Source organism: Rhizobium nepotum 39/7 (assembly GCF_000949865.1).
GTDB classification, from domain to species: Bacteria; Pseudomonadota; Alphaproteobacteria; order Rhizobiales; family Rhizobiaceae; genus Agrobacterium; species Agrobacterium nepotum.
This window is the reverse complement of record NZ_JWJH01000003.1, coordinates 123644-139656: the sequence shown is the minus strand read 5'-3', so window position 1 is coordinate 139656 and position 16013 is coordinate 123644. Positions and strand designations below refer to the sequence as shown.

At 60.3% G+C, this 16013-nt stretch carries 16 protein-coding genes; 6 read left to right on the top strand and 10 right to left on the bottom strand.

Going from position 1 to position 16013, the window contains the following annotated elements; all coding sequences use genetic code 11:
* Window positions 1-303: 303 nt before the first annotated feature.
* Genes RS75_RS03865 through RS75_RS03850 form a run of 4 tightly spaced genes read right to left on the bottom strand, consistent with a single transcriptional unit; the run spans window position 304 to window position 3812 of the window.
* Window positions 304-1062, bottom strand: coding sequence for an ABC transporter ATP-binding protein (locus RS75_RS03865; protein WP_045017538.1), 759 nt, complete (start codon window positions 1060-1062; stop codon window positions 304-306).
* Window positions 1062-1898: an ABC transporter ATP-binding protein gene (locus tag RS75_RS03860; protein WP_045017536.1), complete on the bottom strand. Its 837-nt coding sequence runs from the start codon at window positions 1896-1898 to the stop codon at window positions 1062-1064. The genes RS75_RS03865 and RS75_RS03860 overlap by 1 nt, the downstream gene beginning before the upstream one ends.
* Before the next feature lie 4 nt (window positions 1899-1902).
* A complete protein-coding gene (locus RS75_RS03855; RefSeq protein WP_045017534.1) occupies window positions 1903-2790 on the bottom strand; it encodes an ABC transporter permease in 888 nt (295 codons plus the stop codon).
* A complete protein-coding gene (locus RS75_RS03850; protein WP_045017533.1) occupies window positions 2790-3812 on the bottom strand; it encodes an ABC transporter permease in 1023 nt (340 codons plus the stop codon). Before RS75_RS03850 ends, RS75_RS03855 begins: the two co-directional genes overlap by 1 nt.
* A 340-nt stretch (window positions 3813-4152) precedes the next feature.
* On the opposite strand from RS75_RS03850, the gene RS75_RS03845 reads away from it, so the two are divergent.
* Window positions 4153-4788: a LysE family translocator gene (locus RS75_RS03845; RefSeq protein WP_045017530.1), complete on the top strand. Its 636-nt coding sequence runs from the start codon at window positions 4153-4155 to the stop codon at window positions 4786-4788.
* Window positions 4789-4815: 27 nt separating this feature from the next.
* Here the strand turns inward: RS75_RS03845 and RS75_RS03840 are convergent, their stop codons facing one another.
* Together RS75_RS03840 and RS75_RS03835 are read right to left on the bottom strand one after the other, a co-directional pair.
* Entirely contained in the window at window positions 4816-5544 is a 729-nt protein-coding gene (locus RS75_RS03840) for a FadR/GntR family transcriptional regulator (protein WP_045017528.1), read from the bottom strand.
* 120 nt (window positions 5545-5664) lie between these two features.
* Window positions 5665-6651 (bottom strand): GlxA family transcriptional regulator, encoded by a 987-nt coding sequence (locus tag RS75_RS03835; protein ID WP_045017525.1) that lies wholly within the window; start codon window positions 6649-6651, stop codon window positions 5665-5667.
* 129 nt (window positions 6652-6780) lie between these two features.
* On the opposite strand from RS75_RS03835, the gene RS75_RS03830 reads away from it, so the two are divergent.
* The 5 genes from RS75_RS03830 to bigR all read left to right on the top strand — a co-directional run bounded on the left by RS75_RS03830 (window position 6781) and on the right by bigR (window position 10667).
* A complete protein-coding gene (locus RS75_RS03830) occupies window positions 6781-7608 on the top strand; it encodes an alpha/beta fold hydrolase (protein ID WP_045017523.1) in 828 nt (275 codons plus the stop codon).
* A gap of 26 nt (window positions 7609-7634) precedes the next feature.
* The gene (locus tag RS75_RS03825) at window positions 7635-8426 is read left to right on the top strand and encodes an SDR family NAD(P)-dependent oxidoreductase (RefSeq protein ID WP_045017522.1); all 792 of its coding nucleotides are present in this window, start codon (window positions 7635-7637) and stop codon (window positions 8424-8426) included.
* A 13-nt stretch (window positions 8427-8439) separates the two neighbouring features.
* Window positions 8440-8943 carry a hypothetical protein gene (locus RS75_RS03820; protein WP_045017515.1) on the top strand — a complete coding sequence of 168 codons (504 nt, stop codon included), beginning with the start codon at window positions 8440-8442 and terminating at the stop codon, window positions 8941-8943.
* Between the two features lie 81 nt (window positions 8944-9024).
* Window positions 9025-10320 (top strand): bifunctional sulfur transferase/dioxygenase Blh, encoded by a 1296-nt coding sequence (gene blh, locus RS75_RS03815; RefSeq protein ID WP_045017514.1) that lies wholly within the window; start codon window positions 9025-9027, stop codon window positions 10318-10320.
* A complete protein-coding gene (bigR, locus tag RS75_RS03810; RefSeq protein WP_045017513.1) occupies window positions 10314-10667 on the top strand; it encodes a sulfite-sensing transcriptional repressor BigR in 354 nt (117 codons plus the stop codon). Before blh ends, bigR begins: the two co-directional genes overlap by 7 nt.
* A gap of 120 nt (window positions 10668-10787) precedes the next feature.
* Here bigR and gpmI read toward each other — a convergent pair whose 3' ends face one another.
* The 4 genes from gpmI to RS75_RS03790 all read right to left on the bottom strand — a co-directional run bounded on the left by gpmI (window position 10788) and on the right by RS75_RS03790 (window position 16000).
* A complete protein-coding gene (gene gpmI / locus RS75_RS03805) occupies window positions 10788-12305 on the bottom strand; it encodes a 2,3-bisphosphoglycerate-independent phosphoglycerate mutase (RefSeq protein ID WP_045017512.1) in 1518 nt (505 codons plus the stop codon).
* Between the two features lie 206 nt (window positions 12306-12511).
* Entirely contained in the window at window positions 12512-13750 is a 1239-nt protein-coding gene (locus RS75_RS03800; protein WP_045017511.1) for a dihydrolipoamide acetyltransferase family protein, read from the bottom strand.
* Between the two features lie 2 nt (window positions 13751-13752).
* Complete coding sequence (locus tag RS75_RS03795) at window positions 13753-14766, bottom strand: alpha-ketoacid dehydrogenase subunit beta (RefSeq protein ID WP_045017509.1); 1014 nt, start codon at window positions 14764-14766, stop codon at window positions 13753-13755.
* A 1-nt stretch (window position 14767) separates the two neighbouring features.
* Entirely contained in the window at window positions 14768-16000 is a 1233-nt protein-coding gene (locus tag RS75_RS03790; RefSeq protein WP_200893614.1) for a 3-methyl-2-oxobutanoate dehydrogenase (2-methylpropanoyl-transferring) subunit alpha, read from the bottom strand.
* Between the last annotated feature and the right edge of the window lie 13 nt (window positions 16001-16013).

Genomic DNA, 16013 nt, shown 5'->3' with positions numbered 1-16013 from the left:
CCATAAATCCGACGTGTTGGCGAAAGCGCAGCATCAGAACCCCGTCACCCCGCACTAGATCCGGGGTCTAGTGCGATCAAGTCCTTGATCGCGAAAGAGTCTTTCCACGGCGCAGAGGCGCCGTGGCTGGATGCCGGATCAAGTCCGGCATGACGGAAGAGAGGGTCTCGTACTTTGTCAGCAGCCTAGGCGGAATTGGCGGCCCGCCATCCAAAAAAATTGCCCGGCACTGAGGCCGGGCAAGGAAGGAGGATTTTATTATGCGTGACGCCCCGGAGGAAGGCGATCACGTTCTTGAAGCTCTCACGCGCCTTCATATTCCAGTGAGGCGCCGATCAGTTCGCGCGCATAGGGATGTGTCGCGCCATTGCCGGCGATGGCCTCGCGCGGCAGGATTTCGGTAATTTCACCGCGCAGCATCACAGCGAAGCGGTCGCACATGTGATCGACAACGGCGAGATCGTGGGTCACCATAATATAGGTGAAACCCCGTTCCTCGCGCAGGCGCTGCAACAGGTTGAGGATTTCCGCCTGCACCGAAACATCGAGCGCAGACGTCGGCTCATCAAGCAGAAGCAGCGACGGTTCAAGGATCAGCGCACGGGCAATCGCCACGCGCTGCCGCTGGCCGCCGGAAAGCTGATGCGGGAAGCGGTCCAGAAACGACACGGGCAGGCCGACATCCGTAATCACCTTGCGCATGCGCTCTTCGCGGTCGCCGAGCTTGTGGATCGAGAGCGATTCCGACAGCACGGTGCGCACCGACTGGCGGGGATGCAGCGATCCATAGGGATCCTGAAACACCATCTGCAACGTGCGGCATCGCTCGATCAGCGGCATGTCGCGAACCGATTGGCCGTTGATGAGAATTTCGCCACTCCAGAAATCGTTCAACATCGACACGCAGCGTAATACGGTGGATTTCCCCGAACCGCTTTCGCCGACCAGCCCGAAGCACTCGCCCGGCTCGACACGGAAGGACACGGAGGGCAGCACTTTCAGAGCCGTGTGGCCACTGCCGAAGGTGATGGAAAGATCGCGGGTTTCAACGGAAACGGCCATTATACTTTCTCCTCCAGCCACTCGGGACGGCGATCCAGCACCGCGAGCGGCGCGCGCGTGCCACCGATGCGCGGCTGCGCCGCCAAAAGGCCACGCGTATAGGGATGCTGCGCCTGATCGAGATCGCGCGCGGCAAGCGTTTCCACCACCCGGCCGGAATACATGATGAGAACCCGATCGCAGAAATTGCGCACGAGATTGAGGTCATGGCTGATCATGATCAGGCCGATGCCGCGATCCCGCACAAGGCTGTCGAGAATGTTCAGAACTTGAAGTCGTACCGTCACATCCAGCGCGGAGGTCGGCTCGTCGGCAATGACGAGATCGGGATCGGCAAGCAGCATCATGGCAATCATGACACGCTGGCCCATGCCGCCGGAAATCTCATGCGGATATTGCTCGTAGACGCGTTCGGCGTCGCGGATCTTCACCGCGTCGAGCATGGCGAGCGCCTTTTCCCGAGCTTCCGATTTCGATGCCTTAAAATGACGTAGATAGGTTTCCGTCACCTGATCGCCGACGCGGCGGATGGGGTTGAGGGAGAACTTGGGATCCTGAAGGATCATCGACATACGCCGTCCGCGAACCTTCAGCATCTCTTTCTCACTGAGCGACAGAAGATCGAGACCGTCGAAATCAAGCCTGTCGGCGGTGATCGTCGCCGATGGCAGGAGGCGCAGCAGAGCCCTGCCGACGGTGGACTTGCCCGAGCCGCTTTCGCCGACAATGCCAAGCCGTTCCCGGCCAAGGGTAAAGGAGATGCCGCGCACGGCCTCGGTGGGCGAACCGCCATAACGGATGCGAAGATTTTCGACGTCGAGGATTGGTTTGTCCATGGCCCTATTTCCGGTTCATCTGCTTCGGATCGAGCGCATCCCGCAGACCGTCACCCAGAAGGTTGAAGGCGAGGCTGACGGAAAGGATCGCAACACCGGGAAAGGTGACGAGCCACCAGCTGTCGAGCATGTAGCGCCGACCGGTGGCGATCATCGCCCCCCATTCCGGCAGCGGCGGTTGCGCGCCGAGACCGAGGAAACCGAGGCCGGCGGCAGTCAGAATGACGGTCGCCATGTTCAGCGTCAGGCGGATCAGAACCGAAGGCAGGCACATCGGCATGATCGACTCGACGATGATGCGCAGTGGCGAGGCGCCCTGAAGCCTTGCGGCGGCGATATAATCCGCCTTGCGGAACGTCATCGCCTCGGCGCGGGCGAGACGTGCGATCGGCGGCCATGAGGTGAGCGCGATCGCGATAATCGCATTGTTGAGACTGGGCCCAAGCGCCGCCACGAAGGCCAGCGACAGGATGAGGCTCGGGAACGACAGGAAAATATCCGTGATGCGCATCATCACCGTATCGAACTTGCCGCCGAGATAACCCGAGGCCGTGCCGACCAGAAGACCGACCGGACCGACGATGATCGACACCAGCGAAATGATGGTGAGGGTGATGCGCGCGCCCCAGAGAAGGCGGCTGTAGATATCGCGTCCAAGCTCGTCCGTGCCGAAGAAATGGCCGTTGCCTGGCGGTTGCAGCGTATTGGCGAGATCCTGCACATAAGGATCATGCGTCGCAAGCCAGGGCGCGAAAACCGCCGCGATGACGAGAAGCAGCAAGACAGCCAGGCCGAAAGCCGATGTCGGGCTTTTCAGCAGGAAGACAAGGATGTTCTTCAGCGCGTTCAACGGCACGGGAAGACGCAGGGAGGTTTCAGCACGGGCTGTCATCAGCGGGTCCTCGGATCGAAAAAGCGGTAGAGAATGTCGGACAGGAGATTGAGCCCGATGAAGATGACGCCGACGATGAGTACGCAGGTCATCACGGCATTCATGTCGCCGATGATAAGATTGCTGGTGAGATATTGGCCGAAACCCGGCCAGGCGAAGACGGTCTCGATAAGGACAGCGCCTTCCAGCAGTGAGCCGTAAGCAAGGGCGATGATGGTGACCAGCTGCACGCGGATATTGCCGAAAGCGTGCAGCCAAACCGTTTGCCGTTGCGACAGGCCTTTGACGCGGGCGGTCGTCACATATTCCTGCCCTAGCTGGTCGAGCATGAAGCTGCGCGTCATGCGGGTGATATAGGCCGACGACGAATAACCCAGCAGAGCGGCGGGAAGGATGAGGTGATTGATGGCAGACCAGAAGACTTCCATATCGCCCGCGAGCAGGCTGTCGATCAGCAGGAAGCCCGTCCGCTCCTCCACGAGACCGATATAGAACTGGTCCATGCGGCCACCACCGCCGACAAGCCCGAGATGGGCGTAAAAAACGATCAGCGCGATCATGCCGGTCCAGAAAATCGGCATGGAATGGCCGAACAGGCTGAGCACCCGCACGAGATGGTCCTGCCAGCGGTCTTTCTTGACGGCGGCATAGACGCCCATGGGAATTCCAAGGCCGGCGCCAATCAGGATCGCGAAGGTCGCAAGCTCCATCGTCGCCGGCATCACTCGTATTATATCTTCGATGACGGGGCGACCGGTACGGATCGACGTTCCGAAATCGCCGGTGAAGACGTCGCCTAGATAATAGATGAACTGTTGCCATAGCGGACGGTCAAAACCGAGCGCATGGTAAACCTGCTCATAGGTTTCGCGGGTCGCGTCCTCGCCGACGATCGCCCGCACCGGATCGGCGGGCATCAGGCGGCCGATGAAAAAGGTCAGCAGCAGCAATCCGAGCAGCGTGACCGCAATACTTCCGATCTGGCCGGACAAGCCATACAGCGAAAGGCGTCTTTTTGGCATGATTCCTCCCTTGCCAGAAGTCGATTGCGCAAAAGAACGAAGGCGTAATCCTGTCTGACAACTATTCACAAGTTGTCACAGGTGTTGGAGGCTGTCAAGCATATGCCGGCAAATTTGATGCCGCAGCGAGGCCTGGAAATCCCGGAACCGGGCAGCGGCGCTGCCCTCCGGAGGCGGCGTTTCGCCCCGGAAACCAACCGTTCTTTCCTTCGCCGGAACAGAAATCACGCACGTTGCCGCGATCGCAAAAACCTGTACTCTTCAGCTGCGAAAAATGCCTGCGGAGAAATCAGTCCAGCGATGATACCGGCTACATCGCGGCTTCAGGGGGAGGGAAAAAATGGCGGAGATGACACTTCTGGCATTTGCCTTGGTCGCCTTTATCGGCATTGCGACGCCCGGCCCAACGGTTTTGCTGGCGCTCGCGAATGGCTCACGGTTCGGGGTTCGCCGCGCCCTGATCGGCATGGCCGGTGCTGTTCTCTCCGATTTCGTCCTGATCGGCGCTGTTGCGCTGGGATTGGGAGCCTTGCTCGCCGCCTCGGAATTCTGGTTCGGCGTCATTAAATGGGTCGGCATTTGTTATCTTGCTTTCCTCGGCATCATGCTTTTGCGCTCCAGAGGGTCGCTTGATGGCGCTCTTCAATCGGCAGCCGCAACCGGAGCCACTTCCGCCCGCTCGATTTTCCTCAAGAGCTTCCTTGTGGCGGTGACCAACCCCAAGGGATATCTGTTCTTTTCGGCCTTCCTGCCGCAATTCATCGATCTGGCAATGCCGCAGATCCAGCAATATGCGGTGCTTGCGCTGGTCTTTGCCAGCATCGATTTCATCGTGATGTTCGGATATGCCCTGCTCGGCTCGCAGGCCGTCAGATTATTGCGGAAATCCGGAGCGCTGTGGCTCGACCGAATTTGCGGCGGCGCGCTTCTGACGTTTGCCGCCTCTCTGGCCTTCTATCGACGGGCAAGCACGTAAACCGCTGAAGAAGAACGTCTTTCCAGGTTATTCTGCGGCGGTTCTGGAACGCAGAAGCACCTTGTAACGTTCAAGACTGCCGCGCAGATGCGCCGCCATATATTGGCGCGCGGCATCGGCATCACCTTCAATGATGGCGTCTACGATCTTCGCATGCTCCTCCTGGAGATGAAGGTTGTAGTCCTTCGGACGCGAACCGGGCGCTGCACCCTGCAACTCGCCACGGGGAATGATGCCGGAGCGGATGAGTTGAAGAAACTCGGGGAAACGCCTGTTCTGCGTCGCCTGCGCAATCGCCAGATGGAACTCGAAATCGGCGTCCCGTGTCGGCAATCCAGCGGAAAGACAGTCACCGACACGCCGATGCGCATCGACAATCGTCTCCACCTGCACGGCGGAACGACGCGATGCCGCAAGCCCCGCGGATTCGACCTCGAAGACGGTGCGCAATTCCAGCAATTCGATCACAGAAGAGATCCGCCCCACCGCCAGATCGTTGAAAGGCACCTCCTTGGCCGGTTTCGTCTCGATGGCGAAAACGCCTGCTCCCTTACGAGCCTCAACAAGACCATCGGCACGCAGAATGGCGATTGCCTCCCGAACCACCGTGCGGCTGACGGAATATTCGCGTGTCAGTGCGCTCTCGCTCGGAAGGCGGTCACCGGGGCGGAACACACCCTCCGACAAATCCCGCCTTAATGCCGAACTGATTTTCGCCGCGAGCGATACCTGCTTCGTGCTGCTCTCAACGTCCATTCCGGCCCACCTGTTTTAAACTTGTCTGGCATGTTAGCAAACACCTGCCACATTGCAAGAGCCGCGCTTCTCGCCCTCCCCATTGCCAAGCGGGCGATACCGCAAAAGCGGCATCCGCCGTCAGGCGGCCGCCATTGCCGAACCGCTGGAAAAGCGGTTTCTATATTCGCCCGGCGAAAGGCCTAGAATACGGTGAAACACGCGGCGAAAGGCGGCGGCATCCTCGTATCCCACCGACCAGGCGATCTGGTCTACCGAACGGCGGGTGAATTCCAGCAGTTCCCGCGCCTTGCCGACACGCAGATGTTGAACATATTCGATGGGTTTCAGGCCGGTTGCGGCCTTGAAACGGCGCAGAAAGGTCCGCTCCTCCAACCCGGCATGTGTGGCCATATCGGTTACGCTGGTGGCTCGCCCCGCCCGCGCCTGCAGCCAGTGCTGCACCTTCAGGATCGGCTCGTCGCCATGCATCAGCCTCGGCGCAAAACTGCTGTAATGTCGCTGTTCCCGTCCTGAAGGGTCGATCAGCAGGAACTTGCCGGTCTCGATCATGACCGAAGGTCCGAGCAGGCGGTCGACGATGCGCATGCCGAGATCGGTCCATGCCATCAACCCGCCGGCGGTGATGATGTCGCCATCCTCAATGACGATCTTGTCTACCTCCAGACGGACATCGGGAAAACGCTCGCGAAACGGTTCGGCAAACATCCAGTGGGTCGTGGCCGGGCGGCCGGACAGGAGACCGGTCGCGGCGATGATGAAGGAGCCGCCGCAACTGGCGGCTAGCGTCGCGCCATGCGCATGCCGGTCCAGCAGCCAACGGGCATAGGGCTCGGCCTCGTCGATTTCGGCAGGCCCGGTCAGCCGGCCGGGCACGACGAAGATATCGGGATGTCCCGGTCTGCCCGGATCGGTGTCATGGCTGCGGGAAAAACCGCCGCCCTCGGCCATGCTCCAGTGGCTGACCCGCAATTTCGGTCCGCCGCGATCCTCTGAAAAGACCGAGGCGATGCCAAAAAGGTCGGTGATGCCGTGCACCATGGCGACCTGACAGTCCCGATAGAGGACCAAACCGACTTCCAGCGCGCTTCCCGCAACACCCGCCATGCCCCGTATCCCCGTTTTGTCAGTTTCGGCTCGTTTTCTGTCAGAAGCGCCAATCCAGCCCCGGCTGTCTCCAGAGTATCTCTATTCCCACGGGACGCAAGCAAACCACCCGCAACAGGAGAGAGAGCCATGACAACGATAACCACCAGAGACGGAACGCACATCTTCTACAAGGACTGGGGCCCGAAAGACGGCAAGCCCATCATCTTTTCCCACGGCTGGCCGCTCAGCGCCGATGCATGGGATGCGCAGATGGTGTTCTTCGCCAATCACGGTTTCCGCACCATCGCCCACGATCGCCGCAGCCATGGCCGCTCCGATCAGGTCTGGCACAACAATACCATGGATCAATATGCCGACGATCTGGCCGAACTGATCGAACAGCTCGATCTTCACGACGTCGTTCTCGTCGGCCATTCCACCGGTGGCGGCGAGGTGACGCGTTATATCGGCCGCCACGGCACGGCCCGCATCGCCAGGATCGCCCTCATCGGCGCGGTGCCGCCGTTGATGCTGAAGACAGAAAGCAATGCCATCGGCCTGCCGATCGATGTTTTCGACGGCATCCGCAAGGGCACTTTTGACAATCGCAGCCAGTTCTTCAAGGATCTGTCCATTCCCTTCTACGGTTACAACCGCGACGGCGCCGCGATTTCTGAAGGCATTCGCGACGAATTCTGGCGGCAGGGCATGATGGGCGGCCTGAAAGGCCAGCTCGACAGCATCCGCGCTTTTTCGGAAAGCGACTTCCACCAGGACCTGAAGGCCTTCGACAAACCGACGCTGGTGCTGCACGGCGATGACGACCAGATCGTGCCGATCGGCGCTTCTGCACTCTCCACGGTCAAGATCGTCAAACATGCGGTGCTCAAAGTCTATGAGGGTGCCGACCATGGCCTGACGCAGACCTATCAGGACCGGTTTAACGCCGACCTTCTCGCCTTCATCACCGCCTGAAACCATAGGACACAGGAGACACGGATATGACACAGAGTACGTTTCTCATCACCGGTGCATCCGACGGCATTGGCGCGGTCTATGCCGAACGCCTGGCGAAACGCGGCCACGATCTCGTCCTCGTGGCGCGGCGCGTCGAAAAGCTGAAAGCACTGGCCGAGCAGCTGGAAAAAGATCATCACGTCGCTGTCGAAGTCCTTGCCGCCGATCTTTCCAGGGCGGAAGGCCTCGAAAAGGTCGAGGCCCGGCTGAGCGAAGACCGGCGGATTACCGGCCTCGTCAACAATGCCGGCATTGCCGGAGAAGGACCGATCACGGCGCTGGATCCGGCCCATGTCACGACGATGATCAACCTCAACATCCTTGCCGTCACCCGGCTTGCGGCGGCGATCGCGCCGCGCCTTGCCGCCGATGGAAAGGGCACGATCATCAATATCACCTCGGTAACGGCGCTGATGCCGGCGGCGTTTACCGCCGTCTATCCGGCGACCAAGGCCTTCGTTCTCGCCTTCACCGAGGCGCTGCACGCCCAGCTTTCCCCTTCCGGCGTGCGGGTCCAGGGCGTCTTGCCGGGCATTACCCGCACGGCGATCTGGGAAGAGGAACGGCTCGACGCCATTCCGGCTGCCATGGTCATGGACGTTAACGAGATGGTGGACGCCGCCCTTGCCGGTCTCGATCTCGGCGAGGCCCTGACCATTCCTTCCCTGCCGGACAGCGCCGATCTGGAGAATTTCCTTGCAGCCCGCGCAGCATTGAGGCCCAATCTGTCGCATGCACTTGCCGCCGGCCGGTATCGTGCAACTCAAACCGAATAGAGGGAGACGCATCATGATCCTCGGACTGACCATTCCCCAATTCACGACATTGCACGTTGCCTTGAGCCTCATCGGCATAGCAACCGGACTGATCGCCCTGCCCGCTTATGCGGCCGGACGATGGATGCCGCGCATGACGGCGCTTTTTCTCGTCACGACGCTCGCCACCACGCTCACCGGTTTTCTGTTTCCGATCGGCAACTTCACACCGGCGCTTGGCGTCGGCATCATCTCGGCCGCCATTCTGGCGGTCGCACTGGTGGCGCTTTACGGATACGGGCTCAATGGCAGGGCGCGCATCGTCTATACCATCACCGCCACGATGGGCCTTTATCTGAATATGTTCGTGCTGATCGTCCAGGCCTTCCTCAAGGTCGAAACGCTGAACGAACTGGCGCCGAACGGCAACGAGCCGCCATTTCTCCTCGCCCAGTTGGCCCTGCTGGTCGCGGCAATCTGTCTTGGCTGGAAGGCGACACGGCGCAAGCTCGTCGCCAGAGGCCAGCCCGCGTCCTGAAGCTTCTTCTCACGCCTATTGCGGCCAATCAATATACATTATACAATAAGGTATATTGTTATAAAGCAACAGGAGATCCCGATGAATGCCGTGAGGATCAACGACCGTCTGACTGTCGCAGGCCAACCGGAAATCGCCGACTTTCCATCGCTTTCCGCAAAGGGATATAAAGGCATCATCAATGCCCGGCCGGACGGCGAAGAACCCGGCCAGCCGGGCAATGCGCACGAAAAAAGCGCCGCCAGCGCCGCAGGCCTGGCCTATAGTTTCATTCCGGTCAGCAGCCCGACCATTACCGAGGCCGATATTCGTGCCTTCCAGCAGGCGATGACCGAGGCCGAAGGCCCTGTATTCGCTCATTGCAAAGGCGGTACCCGTGCGCTCACGCTCTATGTTCTCGGCGAAGCGCTGGACGGGCGCATGGAACCGGGTGAAATCCAGACGTTCGGCAAGAGACATGGTTTCGACCTCTCCGGCGCCATCCGCTGGCTGGAGCGGCAAGTTTTGGCAAAACCGCGCATCAAGGCGTTCTTCGATCCGCGCACATGCAGCGTGCAATATGTCGTCGCGGACCCCGCGAGCAGGCGCTGCGCCATTATCGATCCCATCTATGATTTCGACGAGAAATCCGGGGCGACCGGAACCATGAATGCGGACGCCATTCTGGATTATGTGGCGAACCAGGGCCTGTCGGTGGAATGGATTGTCGATACCCATCCGCACGCCGACCATTTTTCCGCCGCCCATTATCTCAGGCAGAAGACCGGTGCGAAAACCGCCATTGGCGCCCGGATAACCGGCGTGCAGAAGCTTTGGCAGGAAAAATACAATTGGCCCGATCTTGAGACCGACGGCTCGCAATGGGACCGGCTGTTTGAAGCGGGAGACCGTTTCAGCATCGGCTCGATCGAGGCGCGCGTGCTGTTTTCGCCCGGTCACACGCTAGCCTCCGTGACCTATGTCGTCGGCGATGCCGCCTTCGTGCATGATACGCTGTTCATGCCCGATTCCGGCACGGCGCGGGCGGATTTTCCCGGCGGCAACGCCGGAGAGCTTTGGGCGTCCATTCAGGACATACTTGCCCTTCCCGATGATACACGGCTTTTCACCGGCCACGACTACCAGCCCGGCGGCCGCGCACCGAAATGGGAAAGCACCGTCGGCGAACAAAAACGCAACAATCCGCATCTGGTCGGCATGACAAAGGAGAGGTTCATTCAGCTGCGCGAGGCAAGGGACCGCACCTTGCCGATGCCGAAGCTCATTCTGCACGCCTTGCAGGTCAATATCCGTGGCGGTCGGCTGCCGGAGCCGGAGGCTGACGGCAAGCGTTACCTCAAATTCCCGCTCGATGTGCTGGAGGGCAGCACATGGTGAAGGAAACCACGCTGAAACAGACCCCGCACATCACCGAAATCGCCCTTCCCGCCCTGGAAGAACGTGCTGAAGAGGTCGCTCTGCTTCTGAAGACGCTCGCCCATCCCGCGCGGTTGATGCTCGCCTGCACCCTGGCGCAGGGGGAATTTTCCGTCGGCGAACTGGAGACCAGGCTGGATATCCGCCAACCCACACTCTCCCAGCAACTCGGGGTCTTGAGGGAAGCCGGCATCGTCGAGACCCGGCGTGAAGCCAAACAGATTTTCTACAAGCTTGCGGAGGAAAAAGCGGCGCAGCTGATAGAGGCGCTTTATGCCATATTCTGTGCGCCGGAGGAGAGTGCGTAGCGGTTTTACGTCCGGAAAATGCGTAAAAACAAAGAGATAGATCACGTCGAACGATTCCGTTCAAACAGGACGTGCTCCAGCTGCGCGTGAGCCAAAAAGCTCGCGCGCAGGCTCGTTCGATTACAGGTCGATCAGGCTCTTGCCCGTCATTTCCGCAGGCAGTGGCACATTCATCAGTTGCAGCAGCGTGGGGGCGACATCGGCGAGAATACCGTCATGCAGCTTTGCACCTTCAGGTCCGCCATAAAGGATAACCGGCACCGGATTGGTGGTATGGGCGGTATGCGGGCCACCGGTCACCGGGTCCACCATGGTTTCGCAATTGCCGTGGTCGGCAATCACCAGCATGGCGCCGCCGACCTTTTCCAGCGCGGCAATGACGGCGGCAAGCCCGCGATCCACGGCTTCACAAGCCTTGATCGCAGCCTGTAGATCGCCAGTATGGCCCACCATGTCAGGATTGGCGTAATTGGTGACGATGAGATCGTAACCCTTGCCGATCGCCTCGACGAATTTTTCCGTCACTTCCGGCGCGCTCATTTCCGGCTGCAAATCGTAGGTCGCAACCTTCGGAGATTTCGGCATGAAGCGGTCTTCGCCCACTTCCGGCTCTTCCTTGCCGCCATTCAGGAAGAAGGTGACATGCGGATATTTTTCCGTCTCGGCCAGACGGAACTGCCGCAAGCCCTGCTTTGCCACCCAGGCGCCCAGCGTATTGGCGATATCGCGCTTGGGATAAGCCGTCGCCATGAAGGTGGCGTGTTTGGTGGAATATTCCACCATGCCAAGCAAGGCCGAAAGGTCGGGCTTTTCGCGCTTGAAGCCGTCGAAATCATCCGCGCCGATTGCGAGCAGGATTTCACGGGCGCGATCGGCGCGGAAGTTCAGGCAGAAGAGGCCGTCATCGGCCTTGAAGCCCTCATAATTGTCGATCACCGTCGGCAGGATGAATTCGTCGGTGACATTGTTTTTGTAACTTGCGGCAACTGCGCTGACAGCGTCAGGCGCATGTTCGCCCTTGCCGAGAACCATGGCGTCATAGGCTTTTTCAACACGCTCCCAGCGATTGTCACGGTCCATCACATAATAACGGCCGATCACGGTGCCGATGCTGGCGCCTTCGGGCAGGTTGGCCGCAAAGGCAGTGACGAAACCTTCCGCCGATTGCGGCGCGACATCGCGGCCATCGGTGATGGCATGCACGACGACCTTCAACCCCAGATCGGTCAAGAGCTTCACCGCCGCCTGACCGTGGACGATGTGGCCGTGAACGCCGCCATCGGAAACGACGCACATCAGATGCGCAACACCGCCCGCAGCCTTCACTTTGGCAGCGAAATCGAGGATCGCGGCATTCTGGAAAAAGCTGCCATCCTCGATCGCCAGATCGATCTGGCCGAGATCCATGGCGACGATACGGCCCGCGCCGATATTGGTATGTCCCACCTCGGAATTTCCCATCTGCCCGCTGGGCAGGCCGACATTCGGACCAAAGGTGGTCAGTCTGGCATTCGGGCAGGTGGCGAAAAGCCGGTCCATGGTGGGCGTGTTTGCCAGAACCGGCGCATTGCTGGACGTGTCCTCGCTCAGTCCCCAGCCATCGAGAATAGTCAGGACAACGGGTTTGGGAGTGCTCATGAAAGGACCTTCTTCTTCATTCGGTTGCCGGCGGACAGCGAAGCGCTGGGCACCGGAGCGCGCCCTTCCGCCACTGTGATCACGATGAGAAAACACGCTTCTCGTTCTTTCTCTTCTATACCCGAAGATCGCGAACGCAAGCCTATACCGACACCGAAACAGTTCCGTGAAGGTCGAAAACAACCCGCTAAAAAGCTATGCACGCGTCAGTCGATGAAGATCAGCGCGGGCTTTTCCAGCAGCGCCTTGACGGCCTGGATGAAGACGGCGGCGTCCCAGCCGTCGACAACCCGGTGATCGAAGCTGGAGGAAAGGTTCATCATTTTGCGCGGTACGAAACGTGTTCCGTCCCAGACCGGCCGCGTCGCGATCTTGTTGACGCCGATGATCGCCACCTCGGGGTGATTGATGATGGGTGTCGAAACGACACCGCCCAAGGCGCCGAGCGAACTGATGGTGATGGTGGACCCCATCAGTTCGTCGCGCGCCGCAGTGCCGGTGCGGGCCGCCTCGGCGACACGCGCGACTTCCGACGCGCATTCCCAAAGACCGAGCGTTTCCGTGTGGCGAACGACCGGGACTGTCAGCCCCGCCGGCGTCTGCGTGGCAATGCCGATATGAACCGCTTCGTAGTGGCTGACGACACCTTTCTCGTCATCGAAGGTGGCGTTCATGCCGGGATGGTCGGCAACCGTTCTGACAAGCGCGCGCATCAGGAACGGCAGGATCGTCAGTTTCGGCTGTCCGGAACGGCGGTTTCCGTTCATGGTCGCGCGCAAATCCTCCAGATCCGTCACGTCGATTTCCTCGACATAGGTGATGTGGGGGATACGGGAGACGGAAAGCGTCATCTTCTCGGCGATCTTGCGCCTCAGCCCCGTCACCTTCACCTCTTCCACAGCGCTGTCGCCGGGCACGATCGGCGCGAGCCGTTCTGGCTTTGACCGCGAGGTGAGATAGGTATCGAGATCGGCGTGGGTGATATGCCCGTCCGGCCCTGTTGCCCTGACCTGTCCAAGATCGATATCGAGATCGTCGGCACGTTGGCGAACGGCGGGGGACGCCAGAGGTTTATGATGCTCGATCTCAGGCGAAGGAGGCGCATCATCGATTTCACGGGCGGGCGGGCTTTCAACAACCGGCGGCGCTTCCGTCATGTCGGAGGGCGCTTCCGGTCCGTTGCCATCGGGAGTGGCGGCAGAGACATCGGTTTCGATGCGAACGAGCGGTGCCTTCACCGGCACCGTATTTCCCACGGCGACGGCCAGCCAGGTGACGACGCCGGCCACAGGTGACGGGATTTCCACCGTAGCTTTATCCGTCATCACTGCGGCCAGCACCATGTCCTCATGGACGAGATCGCCCGGTTTCACGTTCCATTCCACCAGTTCCGCTTCCGCGACGCCTTCACCGACATCGGGCATAGTGAGAATAAATTCCGCCATAATCAGGCCTCCATGACTTCGACAAGGGCGCGTCCGACGCGGGCAGGCCCCGGAAAATAGTCCCATTCCTGCGCATGAGGATAAGGCGTGTCCCAGCCGGCGACGCGGACGACGGGGGCTTCGAGATGGTAAAAACAATGTTCCTGCACCAGCGACACGACTTCCGCGCCGAAGCCGGAAGTGAGCGTCGCCTCATGCACCATGACGCAGCGGCCCGTCCTGGAAACGGACTTGACGATGGTGTCGAGATCGAGCGGCAGCAGGCTGCGAAGATCGATGATCTCGGCATCCACGCCCGTCTCCTCCGCCGCCGCCAGCGCCACATGCACCATGGTGCCGTAAGCGATGACGGTGACATCGTTTCCGGGACGGCGGATTTCGGCCTTACCGATCGGAATGGTGTAGTGGCCTTCCGGCACCTCACCCATGTCGTGCCTGGACCAGGGCGTCACCGGCCGGTCGTGATGGCCGTCGAAGGGGCCGTTATAAAGCCGTTTCGGCTCCAGAAACATCACCGGATCGGGGTCCTCGATCGATGCAATTAGCAGGCCTTTTGCGTCATAAGGGTTGGAAGGAACCACCACCTTCAGACCGCAGACATGCGTAAAAAGCGCCTCCGGGCTCTGGCTATGCGTCTGCCCGCCGAAAATGCCGCCGCCGGTCGGCATGCGCAGAACGATCGGGCAGGTGAAATCGCCGTTGGAGCGATAACGAATGCGGGCCGCCTCCTGGGTGATCTGGTCGTAGGCGGGATACATGTAATCCGCGAACTGGATTTCGACGCAGGGGCGTAAGCCATAAGCGGCCATGCCGATGGCCGTGCCGACAATGCCGGATTCGCTGATCGGCGCATCGAAACAGCGGGTTTTGCCGTATTTTCCCTGAAGGCCCTGCGTGGCCCGGAAAACACCGCCGAAATATCCCACGTCCTCGCCGAACACAACCACATCGTCGCTGCGCTCCATGGAGACATCCATGGCGCTGCGGACGGCTTCGATCATCGTCATTCTCGTCATGTCAGTACCCGGCTTTCTGGCGTTGACGGACGAGATGCGGCGGCATCTCTGCGTAAACACCCTCGAAAATATCCTTGGTCGGTGGCTTGCCGCCCGCATGCAGCGTGCCGTGGCTTTCCGCCTCGCGCTGCGCCTCGATCACCTCATCGGCAATTTCCGCCTCCGCCTGCCGGTGCCGCTCCTCCGACCAGACGCCGCGCACGATGAGATGTTTCTTCAGCCGCAAAACCGGGTCACCGAGCGGCCATGCCTCGGATTCGGTCTTGGGACGATAGGCGCTCGGATCGTCGGAGGTGGAATGCGCGCCGACGCGGTAGGTCACATATTCGATCAGCGTCGGGCCGAGATTCCGGCGTGCGCGTTCGGCAGCCCATCGGGCCACGGCATAAACGGCGAGATAATCATTGCCATCGACCCGGAGTGCGGGAATGCCGAAACCCAGCCCTCTGGCTGCAAAGGTGCCGGAACCGCCACGTGCGATACCCTGAAAAGTGGAAATGGCCCATTGGTTGTTGACGATGTTGAGGATCACCGGAGCCTTGTAGGTAGAGGCGAAGACCAGCGCGGAGTGAAAATCCGATTCCGCCGTCGAACCGTCGCCGATCCACGCGGCTGCGATTTTCGTATCGCCCTTGATGGCAGAGGCCATGGCCCAGCCGACCGCCTGCACATATTGCGTGGCAAGATTGCCGGACACGGTGAAGAAGCCATGCTCCTTTGAAGAATAGAGAACCGGCAATTGCCGCCCGTGCAACGGATCCAGCTCGTTGGAATAGATCTGGTTCATCATGGTGACGAGCGGGTAATCGTCGGCGATCAGCAGACCCGCCTGCCGGTAGGTCGGGAAATTCATATCGCCTTTGGAAAGCGCCTTGCGGAAGGCGCAGCTGACCGCCTCCTCGCCCAGATGTTGCATGTAGAAGGAGGTCTTGCCCTGTCGCTGCGCCATCAGCATGCGGGCATCGAAAGCCCGAAGCCGCATCATGTTTTTCAGGCCGGCAAGTAACTCCTCGTCCGAGAGCAGCCCTGCCCACGGTCCGACCGCTTCGCCCTGATGGTTGAGGACGCGGATGATCGAATAGGCGAGATCGCGCATGTCTTCAGGCGCCGCATCCACCTCCGGGCGCGGCACGGACCCGGCCTTGGGTATCTTCACATTGGAGAAATCCGGCTGGTCGCCGGGCCGCACCGCAGGCTCTGGAACATGCAGGCTGAGACGTGGTGTTTCGGTGATGTCCATTCTACTC

Coding starts and splice junctions, on each gene's coding strand:
- RS75_RS03830 (WP_045017523.1), top strand. CDS start 6,781: ATGACAACGATAACCACCAGAGACGGAACGCACATCTTCTACAAGGAC.
- RS75_RS03825 (WP_045017522.1), top strand. CDS start 7,635: ATGACACAGAGTACGTTTCTCATCACCGGTGCATCCGACGGCATTGGC.
- RS75_RS03840 (WP_045017528.1), bottom strand. CDS start 5,544: ATGGACGTTGAGAGCAGCACGAAGCAGGTATCGCTCGCGGCGAAAATC.
- RS75_RS03855 (WP_045017534.1), bottom strand. CDS start 2,790: ATGACAGCCCGTGCTGAAACCTCCCTGCGTCTTCCCGTGCCGTTGAAC.
- RS75_RS03820 (WP_045017515.1), top strand. CDS start 8,440: ATGATCCTCGGACTGACCATTCCCCAATTCACGACATTGCACGTTGCC.
- bigR (WP_045017513.1), top strand. CDS start 10,314: ATGGTGAAGGAAACCACGCTGAAACAGACCCCGCACATCACCGAAATC.
- RS75_RS03865 (WP_045017538.1), bottom strand. CDS start 1,062: ATGGCCGTTTCCGTTGAAACCCGCGATCTTTCCATCACCTTCGGCAGT.
- RS75_RS03860 (WP_045017536.1), bottom strand. CDS start 1,898: ATGGACAAACCAATCCTCGACGTCGAAAATCTTCGCATCCGTTATGGC.
- RS75_RS03845 (WP_045017530.1), top strand. CDS start 4,153: ATGGCGGAGATGACACTTCTGGCATTTGCCTTGGTCGCCTTTATCGGC.
- RS75_RS03850 (WP_045017533.1), bottom strand. CDS start 3,812: ATGCCAAAAAGACGCCTTTCGCTGTATGGCTTGTCCGGCCAGATCGGA.
- gpmI (WP_045017512.1), bottom strand. CDS start 12,305: ATGAGCACTCCCAAACCCGTTGTCCTGACTATTCTCGATGGCTGGGGA.
- RS75_RS03835 (WP_045017525.1), bottom strand. CDS start 6,651: ATGGCGGGTGTTGCGGGAAGCGCGCTGGAAGTCGGTTTGGTCCTCTAT.
- RS75_RS03800 (WP_045017511.1), bottom strand. CDS start 13,750: ATGGCGGAATTTATTCTCACTATGCCCGATGTCGGTGAAGGCGTCGCG.
- blh (WP_045017514.1), top strand. CDS start 9,025: ATGAATGCCGTGAGGATCAACGACCGTCTGACTGTCGCAGGCCAACCG.
- RS75_RS03795 (WP_045017509.1), bottom strand. CDS start 14,766: ATGACGAGAATGACGATGATCGAAGCCGTCCGCAGCGCCATGGATGTC.